This window comes from Tessaracoccus defluvii (genome assembly GCF_014489575.1).
Lineage (GTDB): Bacteria > Actinomycetota > Actinomycetes > Propionibacteriales > Propionibacteriaceae > Arachnia > Arachnia defluvii.
Window position 1 is genome coordinate 1302542 of the sequence record NZ_CP060789.1, and the last position, 19354, is coordinate 1321895.

The window sequence follows — 19354 nt, forward strand, 5'->3', positions numbered from 1 at the left end:
TCAGACCACCTGGTGCAGCCAACGGACCGGCGCGTCCTCCGTCGCGTGACGGAACACGTCGAGCTCCTCGTCCCACGGCACGCCCAGCAGCTTCTCCAGCGCCTTGTGGATCGGCTCCCCGCCGAGGGCATCGTTCGCGACGGCGTGACGGAGCCGGTCCTCCGGCACCAGGATGTCGCCGTAGGTGCCGACGACCGCGGTGAAGGAGCCCAGGTCGGGCGTGTAGGAGTAGCGCTGCCCGTCGGAGGCCGACGTCGGCTCCTCGGTGACCTCGAAGCGCAGCTGCATGAGTCGGGCCAGGGCGGACGACAGGGCGGCACCGGTGCCGACGGGGCCCGTCCACGACCATTCGCCACGCTTGGCTCCTGGTTCGGCGGGCTGCGTCGTCCAGGTCACCTGGACCCTGTTTCCGAGCACCGACCCGATCGCCCATTCGATGTGCGGGCACAGCGCCGCCGACGCGGAGTGGATGAGGATCATCCCACGCGCCGTGTGGTGGCTGTTCGTCGAAACGCGAGCAGTCATCTTGGGTACCTCCTGGTCGGCCTGATTGCCTTCCCCTGCGATCATCCGGCCGGAAGCTGCCCCCAATTGTGCACCCGGGCCCGATACGCGCAACGCCCCCTTTGCCTGACCCCCGCGGAGCCGGTAGACATGCCTCATGACGAACCCCCGCAGCCTCGAGACGGTCCTCCACTACCCCGACGCGATCAGCCAGGTATCCGCCGACGGGGGCGACGTCTACTGGCTCGCCGCGATCGCCGCCGAGGACGGCCGGATCACCGTCCGGAGGCTCCGCGACGGCGAGGTCACGGACCTGACGCCCGAGGCCTCGGTGCGTTCGCGGGCGATGGAGTACGGCGGCGGCGCCAACAGCGTCGACGCGGGCGTCCTCGCCTGGTGCGACGACCGGACCCGGCAGGTGTGGGTCGCCGACGACTCCGGTCGCCGTCCGCTCACCCCTGAACAGGCCCGTTTCATCTACGGCGGCCTCGTCCTGAGCGTCGCTGACGGCGTGCTGCTCGCGGTCCGTGAGGATCACGACGCCGCCCCGGAACCCCGCACCGAGATCGTGGCGCTGAGCCTCACCGGGGACAATGCCGACGGCGGCCGCGTCATCGCGACGGGGGCCGACTTCTACGCGGGCATCGCCGTGCAGGCCGGGCGGCTGGCGTGGTTCCAGTGGAACCATCCGCAGATGAGCTGGGATGAGGCCTCCGTCTGGACGGCGACGCTGGCGGACCCGACCGACGCGGCCCCCGTCGTAGCGAAGCCCGAGGTGGCGGCCAACGGCTCCGTCTGGCTGCCGGACGGCCGTCTCGCCTACGTCTCCGACGAGAGCGGATTCTGGAACTGGCGGCTTGCCGGCGGGCACAGCTGGGCCATCGACCACGACGCGGCCGGCCCTCTGTGGGTGCTCGACCGCGTGGTCGCCACCGCCGTGGGCGGCACGTCGCTGGCCTCTGTCGTCTACCGGGACGGACGCGGCGCCGTCGAGGTCTGGAACTGGGCCACCGGCGCGATCACGCGGCCACTGCCCGGCACCTCCGACATCGACTCGCTGGCCTGGGCCGACGGCGTGCTGTACGCCGTCGCGCAGTGGCCCGATCGCGCCGCCACCCTAGTGGCGATCGACACCAGCGGCGCCGTCACGACCCTCGCCGGCCCGGCCGAGGGCGATCCTGAGGCCGTGGCGCCCGAGGCGGTCTGGACGTCGACCGACGCAGGTCCGATCCACAGCTGGCTGTACCGTCCGGCCGCGGAGAACCCGCCCCTGCTCGTGATGACGCACGGCGGGCCCACATCGATGGCGACGTCGTCCTATGACGAGACCCGCCAGTTCTGGGTGTCGCGCGGCTTCGCCGTCCTCGACGTCAACTACGGCGGCTCCACCGGCTTCGGCCGCGCCTACCGCAACCGGCTCCGTGGCGTGTGGGGCATTCTCGACGTGACCGATGTGGCTGCGGCTGTCCGCGACGTCACCGGACGCGGGCTGGCGGACCCCGTGCGGGTTTCCATCACGGGAGGCAGCGCCGGAGGATTCACGACGCTGGGTTCCCTGGTCGGCACCGACCTGTACGCCGCCGGCATCAGCCGGTACGGGATCGGCGACCTGACGACGCTTGCCACCGACACGCACAAGGCCGAGTCCCGGTACTGCGACGGGCTGGTGGCGCCGTGGCCCGAGGGCCGCGACGTCTACGTGGAGCGCTCCCCCATCCAGCACCTCGACACGCTGACGACGCCGATGCTGATCTTGCAGGGCACCGAAGACAAGGTGGTGCCGCCGGCGCAGGCGGTGCAGATGGCCGACGCCGTCCGCGCGGCGGGCAGGCCTGTCGCGCTGGTGATGCTCGAGGGCGAGGGCCACGGCTTCCGGGCGTGGGCGACGCGGCGCACCGCGCTGGAGGCGCAGGTGTCGTTCCTGGAACAGGTCCTGGGCCTACCGCACAGCGACGACGTGCCACTGCTGGCGATCGAGAACCTGCCGACGCCGGTCGTCGAAGTCGAGCCGGTCGCCGAGCCGGACCCCGAGACCGGGCCGGTAGCCGACTGACCCGTCAGGGCTGAGCGGGTCGGGGCCCGAAGATCGCGGTACCGATCCGCACACACGTCGACCCGTGGGCAACGGCGAGGCGGAAGTCGCCCGACATGCCCATGCTGAGCTCGTCCCAGCCGCCGCCGAAGCGGTTCTGGAGCCGGTCCCTGGCAGCTGCGAGCGCCGCGAAACAGGCGCCGACGGCGTCGGCATCGGGACTGTTGACGGCGAGCGTCATGAGCCCGCGCGGCTCGAGCGCGTCGAAGGCGGCCAACTGCTCGGCGAAACCAACCACGTCGTCGGGGGTGATCCCCGATTTCGCCTCCTCGCCGGAGGTGTTGACCTGCACGAGCACCGGCAGCCTCCGCCCCAGCGCCTTGAGGCGTCGCTGCAGCGCGCCCGCGAGCCGCAGCGAGTCGAGCGACTGCAGTTCAGCGGCGTGCTGCGCGATCAGGCCCGCCTTGTTGGACTGGACCTGGCCGATCGCCACGAACTGGAACGGCTCGCCCAGCTCGCCCGCCTTCGCCGCGAGTTCCTGGGGGCGGTTCTCGCCGAAGCGGAGGTAGCCCAGCGTGGCGGCCTCGCGGATCGCGTCGATGGGGTGGAACTTGGAGACGGGCAGCAGCGACACCCCGGCCGGGTCGCGGCCGGCGTCACGGCAGGCGGTGTCGATCTGCTCCCGGACCCGCCGCAGGTTCTCGGCGACGCTCACGGCCAGCGTGCCCCGAGCGAGATCACGCCCAGCGCCGCCAGCACGGCGAAGATGAGGGCAAGGCCCGCGTACCGGTCGGTGACCTCGGCGGGCACCTTCTCGGTACCGACGGAGGCGCGGATGGCCTCGTAGACCTCGCTCAGCTGCGAGGCCGAGTCGGCCGAGTACTTCTTGCCGCCCGACAGCTTCGCGATCTCGCTCAACTCGTAGTGGTCGACGGCGACCCGCTGCCGTTGGCCGTCCTGCTCGACGAAGCCGTTGTCGGTGCCGAACGCGATCGTGTAGACGGGCACGCCCGCCTCCTTCGCCGAGGTGGCTGCGCCGGCCGAGGCGCGACCGACGTTGGTGGCGCCGTCGGAGAGGAGCACGATGGCGGCCGGCGGCGTCTCGTCGGGGTTGTCGGGGTCCGGTGGCACAAGCTTCAGCGCGTCGAGACTCTTGTAGATGCCCTCGCCGACAGCCGTCGACGGCGCCAGCACCAGTGCGTCGATGGCCCGGTCGAGCACGCCGCGGTCGGTGGTCGGCGCGACGTTGACGGCCGGCGTGCCGGCGAACGTGACGAGCGCCACGTTGAACCGCTCGGGCAGCGAGCCGATGAACGCCTTCGCGGCCGCCTGCGCCGCGCGGATCCGGTTCGGGTCGACGTCCTCGGCCTCCATGGACCAGGACACGTCCAGCGCGACGACGATGGTCGCCCGGTCGCGGGGCTTGTCGACGTAGTCACGTGGGATGGCCCACGCCACGATCAGCGAGGCGAGCGACAGCATCGCCAGCAGGACGGCGCCGTTGCGTTTCCAGGCCGCGTCCTTCGGCACCACCACGCGCAGCCGGTGGCTGACCTGCGTCTTCGAGCCCCGGTTGGACAGCAGCACGTACAGCACCCCGATGACGGGGATGATCAGCAACGCCCACAGGCGGCCGGGCATCAGGAACTCCATGCCGAGGAAGGTCATCGCGGCCACCTCGCTGCCATGAAGACGGCGCCGAGCGCGGCGACGACCGCGAAGGCGAGCGCCACCGCGGCGTACGTGGCGGTGATGGGCTTGGAGACGTCCTCGTAGCCGATCACGGAGCCGATCTCCTTGTAGGCGCCCTCCAGGGAGGCCCTGTCGTCGGCTCCGACGGCGCGGGCGCCGGTCGTCGAGGCGATGGTCTGCAGCGTCGTCTTGTCGGGGGCGACGTTTTCGCGCTTGCCGTCGATGTCGACGAAGCCGTTCTCGGTGCCGTAGGCGATGGTGAAGATCGGGATGCCCCGCTGCTTGGCCGACGTCGTCGGCCCGGCCGGCGCGGGGCCCTCGGTGTTGGTGCCGTCGGAGAGCATCACGATCATCGCGGGTGCCGCCTCGTCGCCGTCACCCTCGGGTGCCTGGTCGACGGCGCTCAACGCGGCGGTGATGGCGTCGCCGATGGCTGTGCCGTCCTCGAGCTGCAGGGAGTCGAGCACCCGGTCGACGGCGCCGCGGTCGGTCGACGGCGGCATCGCGATGGCCGGGGTGCCGGCCATGGTGACGACTGCGACGTTGTAGGAGACAGGCAGGGAGTCGACGAACTCGCGGGCGGCCTGCTTGGCGGCCGACAGCCGGTTCGGGGCGACGTCCTCGGCCGCCATCGACCTGGACGTGTCGACCACCATGACGACGGTGGCGCGTTCCCGCGGCTGCTTCTCCGTCCCCAGCGGGTTCGCGTAGGCGAGGCTGAGCGCGACCAGGGAGCACAGCGACATGGCCACGAACAGGTGCCTGGTCCAGCGTCGCTGCGGCCCGACCACCCTGCCGAGCATGCCCGTGTTGGTGAAGCGGAGCGCGACCCGGCCCTTGAGCCGGAGGATGATCAGGTACGCGATGATCAGCACGGGCAGCAGGAGCAGCGTCCAGAGGCGCTCCGGGTTGCCGAAGTCGGGGATCCAGCTCATCACTTGCTCACCCCCTGCGGCGGCTGATGCAGGATGGCCGCCGTCCGGCGGTAGTTCAGCACGAAGCGGGCGATGTCGGCGACCCAGTCCCGGTCGGTCCGCAGCTGGATGTGCCCGGCCCCGGCGCGTCGCAGGGCGACCTTCACGCGTTCCCGCTGGGCGGTGGTCGCAGCGTCCATGCGTCGCTTGGCCGCGTCGTCGGAGGTGTTGACGTAGCGGGAGAAAGCCGTCTCCGGGTCGCGGATCAGCATCTCGCCGACGTCGGGGAACTCGACCTCGGCACGGTCGATGACCTCGACGCACAGCACCTGGTTGCGCACCGCGAGACGGCGCAGCGACCGTTCCCAGTCGGGCTCGACGCTCGGATCCAGTTCCGCGTCGCCCGGGGTCAGGAAGTCGGAGACGACCACCCGCATGCCGCGGCGGCGCTGCGAGCGGTTGAGCAGCTCGATGCCGTCGGCCAGTTCGAGGGTGCCGGGCGCGTGGTCGGGGACGATCGGTTCGGTCAGCAGCTTGCGCAGCAGGCCGTACAGCGCGGTGCGGCCCGACCGTGCCGGGAGGCGTTTGACCTTGTCGGGAAGCATCACCATGCCGCCGAAGCGGTCACCCATCCGCTGGCTAAGGAAGCCGATGGTGGCGATGGCGGCGATGCCCAGGTCACGTTTGGTGATGCCCTCGGTGCCCCAGTTCATCGACGGCGTGGCATCCAGCAGCGCCCACACCTCGAGCTCACGGTCGGCCATGGTGTCGCGCACGTGCGGGATGGTGGTGCGGGCGGTGACGGCCCAGTCCATCTTGCGGACGTCGTCCTGGCCGGGCTGATAGATGCGGGCGTCGTTGGTGTCGGAGCCGGGGCCCGGAAGCAGTCCCAGGTGGTCGCCGTGGAGGAAGCCCTCCAGGCGGCGGACGATCGTCAGTTCGAGCCGACGCAGCGCGGCCTCAGGGGCGAGCTTGCTGAGCGGGACCGTCGGCCCCGTCGGGGGCCGCAGGACGGACCACTCCGCGCCCGTCTTGTCGGGTGCGGGCAGGGGCGGCCCCTGTGGAGGGGGGCCGTTGAAGCTGAAGCCCGGAGTCGACACGGCGTCCTAGGCCCGCCCGGGCTGGTGCGCGTGCTGCTGATGGCTCGCCTGGCGCTGCTCCTTGTTCCACACGGGGGTGGGCGCGGGGACCATCGCGAGGATGCGGTCCACGACGTCGGTCGGGTTGATGTTGTCGGCGACGGCGTCGAAGCCGAGGACGATGCGGTGCGCCATGACGTCCTTGGCGACGGCCTGGACGTCGGTGGGGAGCACGTAGTCGCGGCCGTTGATGAGCGCGAGGGCGCGGGCGGCTGCGACGAGGCCGAGGGTCGCACGCGGCGAGCAGCCGATCTGGATGACGCCGGCGAGGTCGGGCATGTCGAAGTCGGCCGGGTTACGGGAGGCGAGCACGAGCCGCACGATGTACTCGGCCACGAGGTTGTGCACGAACACATTGGACGCCATGTCCTGCAGGTGACGCACCACCTGCGGGTCCAGCACCCTGTCGGCCTCCGGCGGGGTGACGCTCATGCGTCGGAGGATCTCGAGCTCCTCGTTGCCGCGGGGGTAGGGCACGTCGACCTTCACGAGGAAGCGGTCGCGCTGCGCCTCGGGCAGGGGGTAGACGCCCTCGGACTCGACCGGGTTCTGGGTGGCGATGACGATGAAGGGCTTCGGCGCCGGGTACGTCTTGCCGCCGATGGAGACCTGCTTCTCGGCCATGATCTCGAGCATCGCGGACTGCACCTTGGCCGGCGCCCGGTTGATCTCGTCGGCGAGCACGAAGTTCACGAAGATGGGGCCGAGTTCGATCTCGAAGGTCTCTGCCTTGGCGGAGTAGATGCGTGTGCCGACGATGTCGGACGGCACCAGGTCGGGTGTGAACTGGACACGCGCGAAATCGCCACCGACGACGGTGGCGAAGGAGCGCACGGCCAGCGTCTTGGCGACACCCGGGACACCCTCGAGCAGGCAGTGGCCCTTGGCGAGCAGCGCGACCATCAGCTGCTGCACCATGTGCTCCTGACCGACGATGACGCGCTGGACCTGGCTGATCGCCTGGCCCAGCAACTTCGCGGCTTCCCCCACGCTCTGCGGCAGCGGCGTGTTGTCCGTCGGCGTAATGCTCACGCGGTGACTCCTCACGAGATGATTCCCGGCCAACGATAGCGCGGCCCGGGTAGCAGGCTCCCCGAAGCGGCCGACGGTCGGACCAGGGCCGACAGGCGGCGCCGAACTGCCTGCGGCGTGCTGCTTTGCAGATGTGGTTCCATTGACCCTGATGAGCAACGAGGAAGCAGACGCCACCGGCCCGGCTCCGGAGGCCGTGACGCCGGGTGTCGGGGGTCTCGACGACACCCCGACGGTCACGCACGCCTCCGGGGAGCCGGGCCCGACCCGGGTCGTCGCAGAACCGTACTTTCCACCGGTCGAACTCGCCCCGCAGTTCCCGCTGACCGACGACGATCCCGTCCGCGTCGGCGACTTCTGGCTCGATGCCAGGTTGACGGCCTCGCCGGCCGGCATGGCATTCGTCGGCCACGAGGACGGTGGCGACTCCGTCATGGTGCTGCTCCTGTCCGAGGGCGCGGCCGGTGACGCGGCCGCCCGTTCCCGCTTCTCCGGCGAGATCAATGCCATGCACATCGACACCGTCGTGGCACGTGGCGGGGAGAACCAGGAGGAGGGTCGCCTCGGCGTCCGTTACCGCGGCGAGGAGGACGATCCGCAGCTCGATCGGCATCAGCCGCTCGCACCGTGGGCTGCGCTGGCCTTCGACGGCTCCCTGCGCGCCGTCGGGGAGGCGGAACGCGTGTTGCACGCGATCGATCTGTCGCGCACTCCCCCGCTGAGTAAGCCGGCCGGCCCCGAGTACATGCTGCACTGGACCGGGAAGACGGGGCACGGCACCACCCGGCTGTGGCCGCTCCCCTGGCCCGGCCGGAAGGACCGCGGCGGCTGGATCACGATGTTGACGTCTTTCCTGCTGATGCTGCTGCTGACGGCTGTGGCTCTGCTGCTGGCGATCCTGGTGTTCCAGAATCAGCCGCTGGTCAACGCGCCGCAGCCGATCCCGTCGCCGGCCTCAGGATCGGGATCCGGTTCGGGTTCCCCCCAGTCGGGCAGCGGCTCAGGCTCGCCGAGCCCCCAGTCGGGCTCGCCCTCCGGCACACAGAGCAGCGGCGACGGCGGCGGCCCGTACTCGCACAGTCCGTCCATGGTGCAGCCGAGCGGCGACAGCTCCGGGCCTGGCGATCCGAAGCCGAACCCCAAGCTCTAGGCACGCTGCCCTCCCCCGCTATGCTGTCGCTCGCTACGGGGCGTTAGCTCAGCCGGTTAGAGCAGTGGACTCATAATCCGCCCGTCGCGGGTTCGAGCCCCGCACGCCCCACCACGGTGTCTTGCGGGAACGCGCAACTGCTCGCTCCACTGCTCGACCCATCGATCCCACGCAACCACCTACGGCCCCGTGATGCTGAAACGCGTCAGGACCGCCTTGTGATCCGTCGGCCACGGGGCCTGCGGTGTGAGGATCTCGTCGGCGCTGTCGTCGACCACGCGCTCGTTGCGGACGATGGAGGATCGCGGCCCGACGACCGTGGAGGAGTCGATGGTGAGGCGGTCATCCGGCAGGGCGAAGATGTAGTCGATTCGGTCGCGCTCGTCTGCCTCCGGCGCCCACGTCAGCTTGGTGGTCGCGAACCCCTCGTTGTCCGACGGCCAGGTGAAGCCGGGATTGGCCACCGGGTCCGGATGGATCTCCCGGTAGGTGTCCACGAGGCCCGCATCCAGCAGCTTCAGCGTCGTCTGCCACTGGATGACCACACCGTTGTGGTCGAAGAGGTCGGCCGCCTCGGCGGTCCAGTCCTGCGCCGACGGCTCGTTGAAGTCCCCGCCGAGGACGACGACCCGACCGGCGGCACGCTCGCCGTCGATGTCTGCGAGCACCTCGTCGACCGCCGTCGGGCGGCCGGAAGCCTCGTTGGCCGCGAGCACCTGCTCGACATCGGTCACGGGGCGCCCAGCCGGTCCCAGCTGCCCGATCCGTCGGGCCAGTCGCCCTTGACCTTGCCGCCGTAGCCGCGCGGCAGGTAGGTCGTGTACCAGCGGTACTCGAGGTGTCCGCCGTAGACCGCGACCTCAGTGCCGTTGACGTCGATGACCGCCTTCGACCACCACGTGCCCACCTCGGCTGTGGAGATGACCGGGTAGCGCGAGACGATGCCCGTGTCGGTGCCGAAGTAGTGGTCGTAGCCGAGCAGCCTGCCAACCTTCGCGGGCGCCCGCCCCACCTCAGGCATGAACGTCACATCGGCGTCGGTCTCGCGGATGATGTCGGCGATAGCCTGGGCGCCGTCGGGGATCTGCGAACCTCCGTGCCACACGTTGAAGGTGAGAACGTTGAGGCCGCTCACGCCGTCAACCGCCGGTTTCGGGTTGGCGGGTTCCGCGGCTGGCAGGCGCAGTTCGTCGTATACGAGCCACGACGCCAAGCCGACGAGGACCACGAGCACGGCGACGACGGCGACCAGCAGCCACCGGACTCCCCATGGCAGTGTGCGAGCCATGCTTCACCGGCCCTTTCGCTCAGGCGTCGGGCGGCTGTCCCCGGGCATTCGGTTATCCAGCTGGACCACGAGGCTGGCGCGGTCACGGCCGCGCTCAACCAGCGATGCGTTGGCCATGTCGACCCCGTCCACCCATGCCTCGGCCTCGGAGCGGCTCTCCCCGTGCTCCATGCGGCGTCCCACCAGCCGACGGCGCCGCTCCTCGGGTGCCACATCGATGAACCACACCTCGTCCAGCTCGCGCCGCACTGCATCCCATCCATCGTCGTCATGCAGGAGATAGTTGCCCTCCGTGAACACCAGCGGCACCCCGGGCGGCACCGGAATCGCGCTGCCGATGGCCAGTTCGAGGCCGCGGTCGAATCGCGGGGCGTGGACGACTGCATCCGCCCGGCGGAGACGCTGCAACAAGCAGACGTACCCGGCCACGTCGAAGGTGTCGGGCGCACCCTTGGCTGAGCGTCGACCCGCCTGCTCCAGCGTGGGATTGTCCAGGTGGAAGCCGTCCATGGGCACGAGCATCGCGAGTCCATCCAGGGCCTTGGTCAGCGCCGTCCCCAGGGTGGTCTTGCCTGCCCCTGGCGCACCGACGATGCCCAGCAGCTTCCGGGTCCCCGAGTGGGCGAGGCTGGCAGCGCGTGCCAGCAGTTCCGGCACCGTCGCCGCGACTTCCTGCATGGGCCGACAGTAGTGCTGACGCGGCAGAGCATCCCCTGGGTGTTCGAAAGATGAGTCGGGCGGGTCTCGTGACCGGGTTGGCGGGACTGCCCGGGCCACCGGCGTGCTGCGCGTTAGGAGCCGAGCTCCCGCTTCATGGCCCGTACCGTCATCGTCGCGGTCTGCAGGTCGGCGCCGGTCAGCTCGCGGTACCGCTTGATGGCGGCGATCTCACCCGTGCCGTGCAGCGCGCGGATGACCTCGTCGCGCTCGGAGTAGGTGAGGGGTCGCTGCGGCGCGGCCGGTAGCTGGGCCGTGCGGTTCTTGTTGAGGCTCGGCCAGATGACCCAGATCCAGATGGCTGTCAGCGGCACGATGAACCAGGCGCCGTCGAGAGCGCCCGTGAGGAAGATGGCGATGAGCAGGATCCACCACTGGGCGTACCACGGCCTGCTCGGCGACTGCGGTTGAAGTTCGGCCGGCTGACCACCCCACTGGGCCGGGGGCATCGCCGGCTGGCTCGGGCCCCACTGCGCGTACGGGTCGACGCTGTAGGGGTCCGCCGGCATCCCGGCGGGAGTGGCGCCACCACCCGGCAGATCACGGAAGAGTGCCCGGAGCTCGGCTGCGGTGCGGGCGGCGAACGCCCTGTCCAGCCGGTCGTTGAACTCGTCGGGAGTCAGTCGCCCGGAGGCGAGATGATCCTGGAGCTGCGCGACGGCAGCCTCCCGCTCCGCATCGCCGATCCGCATGCCGTCGTCACCAACCATCCCCCCAGGGTACCGATCGGGGGCCCGATGGCAGCGCCCTGACCAGGCAGTGTCGCTGCGACCAGCCCTGACCTTGCAGGGAAGGTGCCACGCGGATCACCTGACGGGCTGCCGCAGGATCGTGCGCAGCTTGTCGGACGTCACCCTGCGGAAGTCGCTGAGGTAGACCTCGTGGTGTCTGCCGGCCAGGCTGAGCCCATGCTCCGGGATGAACTCGTGGTGCATCCGCTCGAGCACCGGGCCCTCGTCGTCGAACGAGCCGACATGGAGCGTCTGGACACAGAGCCCCTCCGACAGCGTCCCGAGCCGGACGTCGTCCAGCCGCGTGGGCCGGTTCCGGGTCCCCGCCTGCTGCACAGCCGTCTGGAAGTCCGCCTCGTCGAGCCAGGCGGGAACCATGAGCATCAACGTCCAGCTCCACCGGGACTTGTCCCGGGCGACGGTGAACGTGTCCATGTCCTCGGCCCACCACAACCCCTCCAGCGGCGGCACGACGTAGTCGCGGTCACGCTCCCGCTTGCTGATGAACTTCAGCTTGTAGGCCACGGGATACAGGGCGGCGAGCGCGTCGGTGTAGGCCGGCGAGGTATTGGGATCGCCGTGCCCGTCGACCATCAGGTACTGCCGGTCGGGCACCTCGACGAGGCGGAAGCCGCCCCGCGGCGCGGAGAAGCTGTCGAGGGTCTTCTTGAGGTCGATCTTCTCAGGCATGTCTGCCACCTGTGCTTGGGTGCGGGCCGGACCTTCGCCGGCGAGGCCAGCGCCTCTTCACCCTAGTGACGCCGCAACAACCTCGCCCGAACCGCTCCGAACAACGCCGGGAAACGCTTCTGCGTTGCCCGGATCTGACCATAATTGGCCTACCGTTCGGAAAGGAGATCACATGGAAAATGGTTCGAGCAACGCCCTCTACGGCCCCGGTTCCCATCGGCCCGCCGAGCCCTCCGTCACACCTTCGGAGACAGCGACGACGTCCGAAGCAGAAGCCCGTCTCCAGGCGATCGATGCCGAATGGCGTCGCGCAGTCTTGGAATCCATTGACGACGGCATGCTGCTCTTCGACGCGGACGGCCTCGTGCTGGAGATGAACCAGGCATTCGTCGACCTGTTCGGCTACACCCTCGACGATGGCCCATTCCGCCCTCCCTATCCCTGGTGGCCCACGGAGGCCGAAGACGCCGACACCTTCGATACGATCCGGTGCTACTTCGACGAGGTCCTGGCGGGCCAGACGGAAGACAGAGAGTTCGCCTTCTTCGACCGCAACCGCACGCGGATCTGGGTCCGCACCAGCGGCACCGCCATCCAGCACGCGACGCTCGGCACCACCCATCTGCGGATCGTCCGCGACATCACCCGCGAGAGAGAAGCCCAGCGGCGCCGCTCCGCCGCCGCCGACGTGAGTCAGGCGTTCGCGTCTGTCGATGATCTGTCCGACCTCATCGGCATCGCCGAACACGGGTTCGGCCTGCTGTTCGACGGCGACTGCACCATCCAGCTGGGCGAGGACGACGGCCGGTACTGGTTCAACGCCCGCGAACTGTCCAGCCCGGACTCCCTCCCGGTCGAGGTCCAGATTGGTCTGGATGGCAGTCCCAGCCCCGACACCATCGCGCTGCGCCCCGGGATACTCCTGATCCCGCCCGCCCCGGGCGTCGGCTGCAGGGCATGGGTCCAGTTCCCGCGGGCACGGAGGCTCACCGTCGACGAGATGGTCGCGGCCGACCTTCTCGCGGCGGCCTTCGCCGCAGCCCTCAGCCGCCTCCTGGCCCAACAGGAGGCATCCGACCACCTCACCAACCTTCGACTCGCCGTGGAGAGCCACCGGTTGATCGGCCAGGCGACCGGGATCCTCGTGGAGCGTCACCGCATCCTGCCCGCCGAGGCCTTCGGTCGACTCCGGCGGGCAAGCCAGCATCGCAACGTCAAACTCCGCGACCTCGCCGAGCAGGTCGTCGAGTCGGGCAACGAGCCGGAGGATGCGTAGGTGAGCCCGGGTTCCCTCCCCTCAGGCGGCCTGATCAACGTCTCCGTCGAGGAGTCCTCGGAGGCGTTCCAAGGCCTGACGCAGGATGCGTGAGATCTGCATCTGGGAGACGCCGAGGCGCTCGCCGATCTCCGCCTGGGTGAGGTCCTCCGCGTAGCGCAGGCTGAGGACCCGCTGTTCTCGAAGCGACAGGAGGGCAAGCGCACGGCGCAGATCGATCTGTTCGTCGAGGCCGGAGAGATCTGTCGAACCGGCGATCACATCCCCCAGCCTCGAGACGGACCCCTCACCTACGGGTGCATCGAGGGCGGCGGGTCGATAGTTGGTCGAGGACATGATGCAGGCCCGCACCTGCTCAGCGTCTGTGTCGAGGTACTCGGCCACCTCGGACTCCCGTGGCTCGCGATGCAGAGACTGGACAAGGTCGGCTCGGGCTGACTCCACCCTGGGGCGGAGCTCCTGCGTCGACCGTGAAGGCCGCACCGCCCAGCAGTGGTCGCGGAAGTATCTCCGCAGCTCACCCACGATGGTGGGAACGGCGAATGTGACGAAGGGATTCCCCTCGTCCGTCCGGAACCGTCTGACGGCCAGCACGAGGCCGATGCTGGCCACCTGGACGAGATCGTCGTGTTCGGCGCCGCGGCGCGCATAGCGTCGCGCCAAGGCGTCGCACAACGGAAGGTTCGTCTCGACGATGAGCCCGGTCACTCGGCGGCGGTTCTCTCCTCCGGTCACAAGATCCAGCTGGCTGAACAGTTCATGGGTCCGCAACTCGCGCTCGGATTCGGTCAATGTGGTTTCTGGCCCACGTGCCATGGCAACTCTCCCAACGGGAATCGCCGAAGTCGGCACGTGGTTTGACCGCTTCGTCCTCTCCAGCTTGTCACGGCCGAGGGCCAACCACAACCCCCGAAGGGGTAAAGGAGAGCGGCCTTCTTGTCACAACATCTCCTCCAGGAGGGATCCCGGTCCCCCCTGGTTTGTCACGGCGCCCGGTGGGTACTGACGGGATGTCGTCAACCGAAGGAGAGCGACATGACCACCACGATGCAGTGCCCCATCTGTCAGATGGACGTGGACCCCCAGAACGCCCCGTCCGCCACCTACAACGGTGAGGAATACCATTTCTGCTCGGAAGGGTGCCGTGAGAAGTTCCTCCAGGATCCAGCAGGCCACGCCCGCCCCTGACCCCTCCGGAAGGCAGCGGGACTTCGGTCCCACTGCCTTCTTCCTTGCCCTGCCAAGGATGTGTAGTTCCGTGACCATGCGGGTATGAGCAGGACATGAATGGAACGGACACCTCGATGAACACCATCAACGACAGCGCAGAGGACCTCGCCACCCGGGGTGGAGGGTTCCCCGCACAGGAGCAGCAACCTCCCGGCCATACGACCGACATGACGCCCATCCCGGACCACGGGGAGAAGACATGGATCGGACGCGGACGACTCGAGGGTCTCCGGGCCCTGATCACGGGCGGGGACTCGGGAATCGGACGCGCGGTCGCGATCACTTTCGCCCGGGAGGGCGCCGATGTGGCCATCAGCTACCTTCCCGAGGAACAGTCGGATGCGGAGGACGTAGCGGCGTGGGTGGAGCGTGAGAGGCGGACATGCATCCTGCTGCCTGGCGATATCCGAGACGAGCAGACGTGCCGGAACACGGTCGATGTCGCGGCGCGTCAGCTGGGTGGCCTCGACGTGCTCGTCAACAACGCCGGTCACCAGTGGGCGCGCCGTGAGCGAGGCCTGGAGGACGTCACCACTGAGGACATGGATCAGGTCTTCAAGACTAACCTCTACGCACTGATCTGGATCACCCAGCAGGCGCTCAAGCACCTCGACAAGGGTGCCAGCATCATCAATGTCAGCTCGATCCAGGCCAGGGAACCCTCCGCCGCACTCATCGACTACGCGGCCACGAAGGCTGCGATCAACAACTTCACCGTCAATCTTGCTGAGGAGTTGGGCCCCCGCGGGATCCGCGTCAACGCCGTGGCCCCCGGCCCGATCTGGACCCCCTTGCAGCCCGCGACCAAGAACGGCGAGGACATGCCCAGCTTCGGTGAGAACACCCCGCTCGGCCGTGCCGGTCAACCGTCCGAGCTCGCAGGGGCCTTCGTCTTCCTGGCATCTCCCCTGGAGGCGTCGTACGTCTCAGGCGCGGTACTGGGGGTCACGGGCGGCCGTCCGGTCTTCTGACGGCCGCCACCTCCGCCAACCTACTTCTGCTTCTTGACCTTAGGCTCCCGCAGCTGCTTCAGTGCCTTCTCAACGCCCTTCGTCACCTTCTGCACGTCCTTGGCGCTCGCACGCGAACCTGCGACGACCACCTCGCCGACGGCGACCGCCTCGTCGAGCTGGACCAGGGTCTCGGCCGTGTACCGCGACCGGTCGACCGCAGCCGCCTTCCCGAGTACCGCCACCAGCGCTGCCTTGTCCACCTCGCCCCCGCCGAACGATGCGGCGCTGATCAGCCGCACCTCGTCGAGGACGCCCCAGGCACCCCCCGACAGGGCGAAGTCGGCGCGCACCTCGACGACACCGTCCGCCCCGACGGTGATGCCCTCGACGACCGCTGTGTCGAATGCGTTCCACACAGTCAGCGACAGCGGCGCGCTCCAGGAACCCGCCGACGTCGTCGCGGACAGGGTCCGCACATCGGTGGCGGGACTGTTGGTGCCCTGCGTCGTCGCGGTCAGGACGTAGGTCCCGGCCGGGACGCCCGTGATGGTCTGGGCGGCAGAGGTCTCATATGCCCAGCCCTCCCAGAACGTGACGGCGTGTCCGCCGGCGAACGCGTCGCCCGACTCGGTCCGTGCGGCCGGCCCCGTGAGGGTCCAGGCGCTCATGTCCGGATCCTCGAAACCGGGGTTGACCACGAAGTTCTCCGCGACGACATCGACCTTCGCGGTGACGGCCTGGCCCGAGGCGGTGAAGCCGGGGATCTCGTAGCTGCCGGGGCCGCGGATCCACTCGACGGCCTCGGACCAGGTGACGGGATCCGCGACCACGGAGCCGTCGTTGAAGGTGACGGCGAGGGTGCGCGGGAGCACGACGGGATCGCCGTCGTTCACCTCGAGCGACACCTGTTCGACGGCGACGACCTCGATCGGCGCGGAGGCTCCGGTGTAGACGTAGCTGAAGGTCCGCAGCGACTCCAGCGGCGTGCCGTCCCAGGCGAACAGCGACTGGTTGTCCCACGCCGAGCCGCCGAAGTACGGCCCCACGTGCACGGGGTCGTAGTCGCTGGCCGCGCTGGAGGCCCAGCCGGAGCCGAACTGCTCCCACAGCGCCAGGTTGGCGGCGTACTGGTCGGGCGGTCCCACGGGCAGCCAGGCCGGCTCCCAGTAGTAGACGCCGAGGCCGGCATCGCCGACGGCGGCGACCGCGGCGATGACGTCGCGCAGCTGCCACGCCTGGCCTTGCACGCTGACCGGGTACTGGCTGGTGGTGCCGCCCGATCCGATCACGTTGGCATAGCCGTCGCCGTCCTCGAGCGTGCGCGCCCAGGACGTCTCCGCGACGACGACCTGCTTGTCGTAGGTGGTCGCGATGTCGGTGAGGACGGCGGTGAGGTTGTCGGTCGTGCCGTGCCAGTAGGGGTAGTACGAGCTGGCGAACACGTCGTAGTCGACGCCGAACGCCTCCAGGCCCGCCGCGTAGGTCGCGTAGCGTCCGGCCGTCTCGGGGTTGGTGAAGTGCACAGCGACGAGGGCGTCGGCAGCACCTCTCGGGTGGCCTGCGAGCCGGCGGAGATCAATGCCGCGAACTGGGCGTCGATCTCGCGGCCGGGGCGGGTGTGCCCGGCGACGGCGTTGTTGGTCTCGTTGCCGATCTGCACCATGGTCACGTCGACTCCCGCATCCTCGAACTGCTGCAGGGCGGCGGCGGTGAAGTCGTGGAGCGCGACGACGGTCTCGGCGTCACTCAGCCCCGCCCACGCCTTGGGGACGAGCTGGCGGGCGGGATCCGCCCAGAAGTCGGAGTAGTGGAAGTCGACCAGCACCCCCATGCCCGCGGCCGTGGCGCGCTCCCCGATCTCGACGGCGCGGTCGACGTCGACGCTTCCGCCGCCGTAGCCGCGACCGGTCGCTTCGAACGGGTCGTTCCACACCCGGATCCGGACGGAGTTCACGCCATTGTCGGCGAGCACGGTGAACAGGTCGGCGGGCTGGCCGGCCGCATCCCGGAACACGACGCCGCTCTCCTCGAGCGACAGGACGGTCGACACGTCCACGCCCCGGAGGAAGTCGGGCGAGAGGCCGTCGACCTTGTCGACGAAGATGCCGGCGTCGACGGCGCCGTCGTCGGCGACGGCGGTCGGCACGGGCACTGTCAGTGCGGCGGCCAGTGCCACCGCGATGGCGGCGGTGCCCCGGCGCAGCGTGCGCTTCTGCATGGGTCGGTCCTTTCAGGTTGGCGGCGCGACGGCCCACCCCTGGTCGCGGTGCGGTTCGCGTCGTTGCGATGCTGTGTGCGCTCACAGCCTGACACGGCCGGCCCCCGGACGGAGCAGGTTCGCGAAATCGACACCGGCGCGAAGGCGCCCCGCTGCAGGGCTCGTACCGCTCCCAGTCCATCGGGAACCGCTGCCGTCAGCCCCGACCTTCCCTAGACTCTGCCCCGTGACCGACCACCGACCTCGCCGCCGTCCCACCATCGAGGACGTCGCACGGGCATCCGGCGTCTCGCGAGGGACCGTCTCGCGGGTCCTCAACGGGGGGCACTGGGTCAGCGACGGTGCACGCTCCGCCGTCGAGAAGGCCATCGACAGCACCGGCTACCGCATCAATGCCCACGCCCGCAGCCTCGCCACCGCCCGGGGCGACTCCGTGGCGTTCCTGCTGACCGAACAGCAGGAACGGTTCTTCGACGACCCCAACTTCTCCACCCTCATGCGCGGCGCGGCCGACGCGCTCGCCGAGCAGGACATGACGCTGGTGCTGCTGCTCGCCGGAACCGACGACGACCAGCGCCGGGCCTCCGACTTCATCCGGACCGGCCGCGTCGACGGCGCACTGCTCGTCTCGTCACACGCGGGGCGCCTCGCCTTCCTGCAGGACCTCGTCGACGCCCACGTGCCCGTCATCTCCTGCGGCGCCCCGCTGGGCCACGAGCGCAGCATCGGCTACGTCGCAGCCGACGACGTCGAGGGTGCCCGGCGCATGGCCGCCCACCTGCTGGCCTCCGGCAGGGAGCGGATCGGGCTGATCGCCGGACCCCAGGACACCTCCGGCGGGCGCGACCGCCTCGCCGGCTTCCGGGATGAGGTCGGCGACGTCGACCCGGCCCGGATCGCGTACGGCGACTACTCGCGCGCCTCCGGCGACGCGGCCATGGAGCAGCTGCTGCGGACCGCCCCCGACCTCGACGCCGTCTTCGCTGCGAACGACGTCATGGCCGCCGGCGCGATCGACGCCCTGCACAGGGCCGGTAGAAGGGTGCCCGACGACGTGGCCGTCGCCGGCTTCGACGACGCTCCCATCGCCTCGCGGAACTCCCCCACGCTGACGACGATGCGGCAGCCCTTCGACCGCATCGCTCACGAAATGGTCAGGATGCTGCTCGAGGTGATCGGCGGGCGGCCCGCAGGCCGGCTCACCCTGCCCACCGAGCTGGTGGTGCGGGAGTCGGCCTGACGGGCGCTCGGCTCAACCCAGCTGCTCGAGGATCCGGCCCAGCAACCCTGGCCCGACCCGCCACAGGCCTCTGCGCCCGCGGGCCTCGACCGGTTCCCGCAGCGCGATCGGATCGGTCAGCACCAGATGCTGTTGGCCGCGCAGCGCCCACGGCGAGCACATGCGCAGGGCGTTGCCGTACTCGTCGGCTCCGCACCAGCTCGCATCATGGGAGTCGACGAGGTTCGCCACGCCGATGACGGCGCCCACCTCGAACCGACGCTCCCTGCGGATGGAGGACGGGAGTTGTCGCAGCGCCGCGACATCCGGGTGCGCGGGGGCGAAGATCGCCACCGGACCCCGGTAGTTGCCGATGGGCAGCAGCCGGTTCTCGATGTCCTTGCCGTCGTGGAAGATCTGCCAGGCCCACGGTTGCTTCACGCTCAACACGCGGAGTTCGCTCAGCGGCGTCAGCTGCCTCACGGGACTCGGCGTGGTGGCCGTACTCATCACTGGACTTCCTTTCCGATGCGGGGCTCGCCGGAGGGCCCGGCGCAGCTCCTGGGGTG

At 69.7% G+C, this 19354-nt stretch carries 20 protein-coding genes, 1 tRNA gene and 1 pseudogene; 7 read left to right on the forward strand and 15 right to left on the reverse strand.

Annotated elements, in window-relative coordinates; translation table 11 throughout:
* Nucleotides 1-525 (reverse strand): DUF3145 domain-containing protein, encoded by a 525-nt coding sequence (locus H9L22_RS06280; RefSeq protein ID WP_187722036.1) that lies wholly within the window; start codon nt 523-525, stop codon nt 1-3.
* Nucleotides 526-661: 136 nt separating this feature from the next.
* On the opposite strand from H9L22_RS06280, the gene H9L22_RS06285 reads away from it, so the two are divergent.
* Complete coding sequence (locus tag H9L22_RS06285) at nt 662-2557, forward strand: alpha/beta hydrolase family protein (RefSeq protein WP_187722037.1); 1896 nt, start codon at nt 662-664, stop codon at nt 2555-2557.
* A gap of 4 nt (nt 2558-2561) precedes the next feature.
* Here H9L22_RS06285 and H9L22_RS06290 read toward each other — a convergent pair whose 3' ends face one another.
* From H9L22_RS06290 to H9L22_RS06310, 5 genes are read right to left on the reverse strand one after another with little or no spacing between them, the layout of a single operon-like run.
* Nucleotides 2562-3251, reverse strand: coding sequence for a YggS family pyridoxal phosphate-dependent enzyme (locus H9L22_RS06290; RefSeq protein WP_187722038.1), 690 nt, complete (start codon nt 3249-3251; stop codon nt 2562-2564).
* Nucleotides 3248-4213 (reverse strand): VWA domain-containing protein, encoded by a 966-nt coding sequence (locus H9L22_RS06295; protein WP_406707815.1) that lies wholly within the window; start codon nt 4211-4213, stop codon nt 3248-3250. The genes H9L22_RS06290 and H9L22_RS06295 overlap by 4 nt, the downstream gene beginning before the upstream one ends.
* Complete coding sequence (locus tag H9L22_RS06300) at nt 4201-5163, reverse strand: VWA domain-containing protein (RefSeq protein WP_187722040.1); 963 nt, start codon at nt 5161-5163, stop codon at nt 4201-4203. The genes H9L22_RS06295 and H9L22_RS06300 overlap by 13 nt, the downstream gene beginning before the upstream one ends.
* Complete coding sequence (locus H9L22_RS06305) at nt 5163-6191, reverse strand: DUF58 domain-containing protein (RefSeq protein WP_187722591.1); 1029 nt, start codon at nt 6189-6191, stop codon at nt 5163-5165. Before H9L22_RS06305 ends, H9L22_RS06300 begins: the two co-directional genes overlap by 1 nt.
* A gap of 57 nt (nt 6192-6248) precedes the next feature.
* The gene (locus H9L22_RS06310; protein ID WP_226966164.1) at nt 6249-7313 is read right to left on the reverse strand and encodes an AAA family ATPase; all 1065 of its coding nucleotides are present in this window, start codon (nt 7311-7313) and stop codon (nt 6249-6251) included.
* A 151-nt stretch (nt 7314-7464) separates the two neighbouring features.
* Here H9L22_RS06310 and H9L22_RS06315 point away from each other — a divergent pair, with 151 nt between their 5' ends.
* Nucleotides 7465-8463 carry a hypothetical protein gene (locus H9L22_RS06315; RefSeq protein ID WP_187722042.1) on the forward strand — a complete coding sequence of 333 codons (999 nt, stop codon included), beginning with the start codon at nt 7465-7467 and terminating at the stop codon, nt 8461-8463.
* A gap of 37 nt (nt 8464-8500) precedes the next feature.
* Nucleotides 8501-8577, forward strand: a tRNA-Ile gene (locus tag H9L22_RS06320).
* Between the two features lie 65 nt (nt 8578-8642).
* On the opposite strand, the gene H9L22_RS06325 is transcribed toward H9L22_RS06320, so the two are convergent.
* From H9L22_RS06325 to H9L22_RS06345, 5 genes are all read right to left on the reverse strand, one after another.
* Nucleotides 8643-9197, reverse strand: coding sequence for an endonuclease/exonuclease/phosphatase family protein (locus H9L22_RS06325; protein ID WP_187722043.1), 555 nt, complete (start codon nt 9195-9197; stop codon nt 8643-8645).
* Nucleotides 9194-9751, reverse strand: coding sequence for an endonuclease/exonuclease/phosphatase family protein (locus H9L22_RS06330; RefSeq protein ID WP_187722044.1), 558 nt, complete (start codon nt 9749-9751; stop codon nt 9194-9196). The genes H9L22_RS06325 and H9L22_RS06330 overlap by 4 nt, the downstream gene beginning before the upstream one ends.
* Nucleotides 9752-9754: 3 nt before the next feature.
* Nucleotides 9755-10429 (reverse strand): nucleoside/nucleotide kinase family protein, encoded by a 675-nt coding sequence (locus H9L22_RS06335; protein ID WP_187722045.1) that lies wholly within the window; start codon nt 10427-10429, stop codon nt 9755-9757.
* Between the two features lie 113 nt (nt 10430-10542).
* The gene (locus H9L22_RS06340; RefSeq protein WP_226966165.1) at nt 10543-11178 is read right to left on the reverse strand and encodes a DUF1707 SHOCT-like domain-containing protein; all 636 of its coding nucleotides are present in this window, start codon (nt 11176-11178) and stop codon (nt 10543-10545) included.
* 96 nt (nt 11179-11274) lie between these two features.
* Nucleotides 11275-11889: a GyrI-like domain-containing protein gene (locus H9L22_RS06345; RefSeq protein WP_187722046.1), complete on the reverse strand. Its 615-nt coding sequence runs from the start codon at nt 11887-11889 to the stop codon at nt 11275-11277.
* Nucleotides 11890-12061: 172 nt separating this feature from the next.
* Between H9L22_RS06345 and H9L22_RS06350 the strand changes: the two genes are divergently transcribed.
* Complete coding sequence (locus H9L22_RS06350; protein WP_187722047.1) at nt 12062-13165, forward strand: ANTAR domain-containing protein; 1104 nt, start codon at nt 12062-12064, stop codon at nt 13163-13165.
* A 21-nt stretch (nt 13166-13186) separates the two neighbouring features.
* On the opposite strand, the gene H9L22_RS06355 is transcribed toward H9L22_RS06350, so the two are convergent.
* Nucleotides 13187-13873, reverse strand: a complete 687-nt coding sequence (locus tag H9L22_RS06355; RefSeq protein ID WP_187722048.1) for a SigB/SigF/SigG family RNA polymerase sigma factor — start codon at nt 13871-13873, stop codon at nt 13187-13189.
* Between the two features lie 327 nt (nt 13874-14200).
* On the opposite strand from H9L22_RS06355, the gene H9L22_RS06360 reads away from it, so the two are divergent.
* Nucleotides 14201-14353 carry a YHS domain-containing protein gene (locus tag H9L22_RS06360; RefSeq protein ID WP_187722049.1) on the forward strand — a complete coding sequence of 51 codons (153 nt, stop codon included), beginning with the start codon at nt 14201-14203 and terminating at the stop codon, nt 14351-14353.
* 95 nt (nt 14354-14448) lie between these two features.
* Entirely contained in the window at nt 14449-15366 is a 918-nt protein-coding gene (locus H9L22_RS06365) for an SDR family oxidoreductase (protein ID WP_320060599.1), read from the forward strand.
* Between the two features lie 20 nt (nt 15367-15386).
* On the opposite strand, the gene H9L22_RS19635 is transcribed toward H9L22_RS06365, so the two are convergent.
* Together H9L22_RS19635 and H9L22_RS20380 are read right to left on the reverse strand one after the other, a co-directional pair.
* Nucleotides 15387-16394 (reverse strand): Ig-like domain-containing protein, encoded by a 1008-nt coding sequence (locus H9L22_RS19635; RefSeq protein ID WP_406707823.1) that lies wholly within the window; start codon nt 16392-16394, stop codon nt 15387-15389.
* A pseudogene (locus tag H9L22_RS20380) lies at nt 16368-17566 on the reverse strand (glycosyl hydrolase 53 family protein); the annotation flags it as partial. The gene H9L22_RS19635 and the pseudogene H9L22_RS20380, both read right to left, overlap by 27 nt.
* A 226-nt stretch (nt 17567-17792) precedes the next feature.
* On the opposite strand from H9L22_RS20380, the gene H9L22_RS06375 reads away from it, so the two are divergent.
* The gene (locus tag H9L22_RS06375; RefSeq protein WP_226966166.1) at nt 17793-18806 is read left to right on the forward strand and encodes a LacI family DNA-binding transcriptional regulator; all 1014 of its coding nucleotides are present in this window, start codon (nt 17793-17795) and stop codon (nt 18804-18806) included.
* Between the two features lie 12 nt (nt 18807-18818).
* On the opposite strand, the gene H9L22_RS06380 is transcribed toward H9L22_RS06375, so the two are convergent.
* Nucleotides 18819-19295 (reverse strand): ASCH domain-containing protein, encoded by a 477-nt coding sequence (locus tag H9L22_RS06380; RefSeq protein ID WP_187722050.1) that lies wholly within the window; start codon nt 19293-19295, stop codon nt 18819-18821.
* Nucleotides 19296-19354 lie beyond the last annotated feature (59 nt).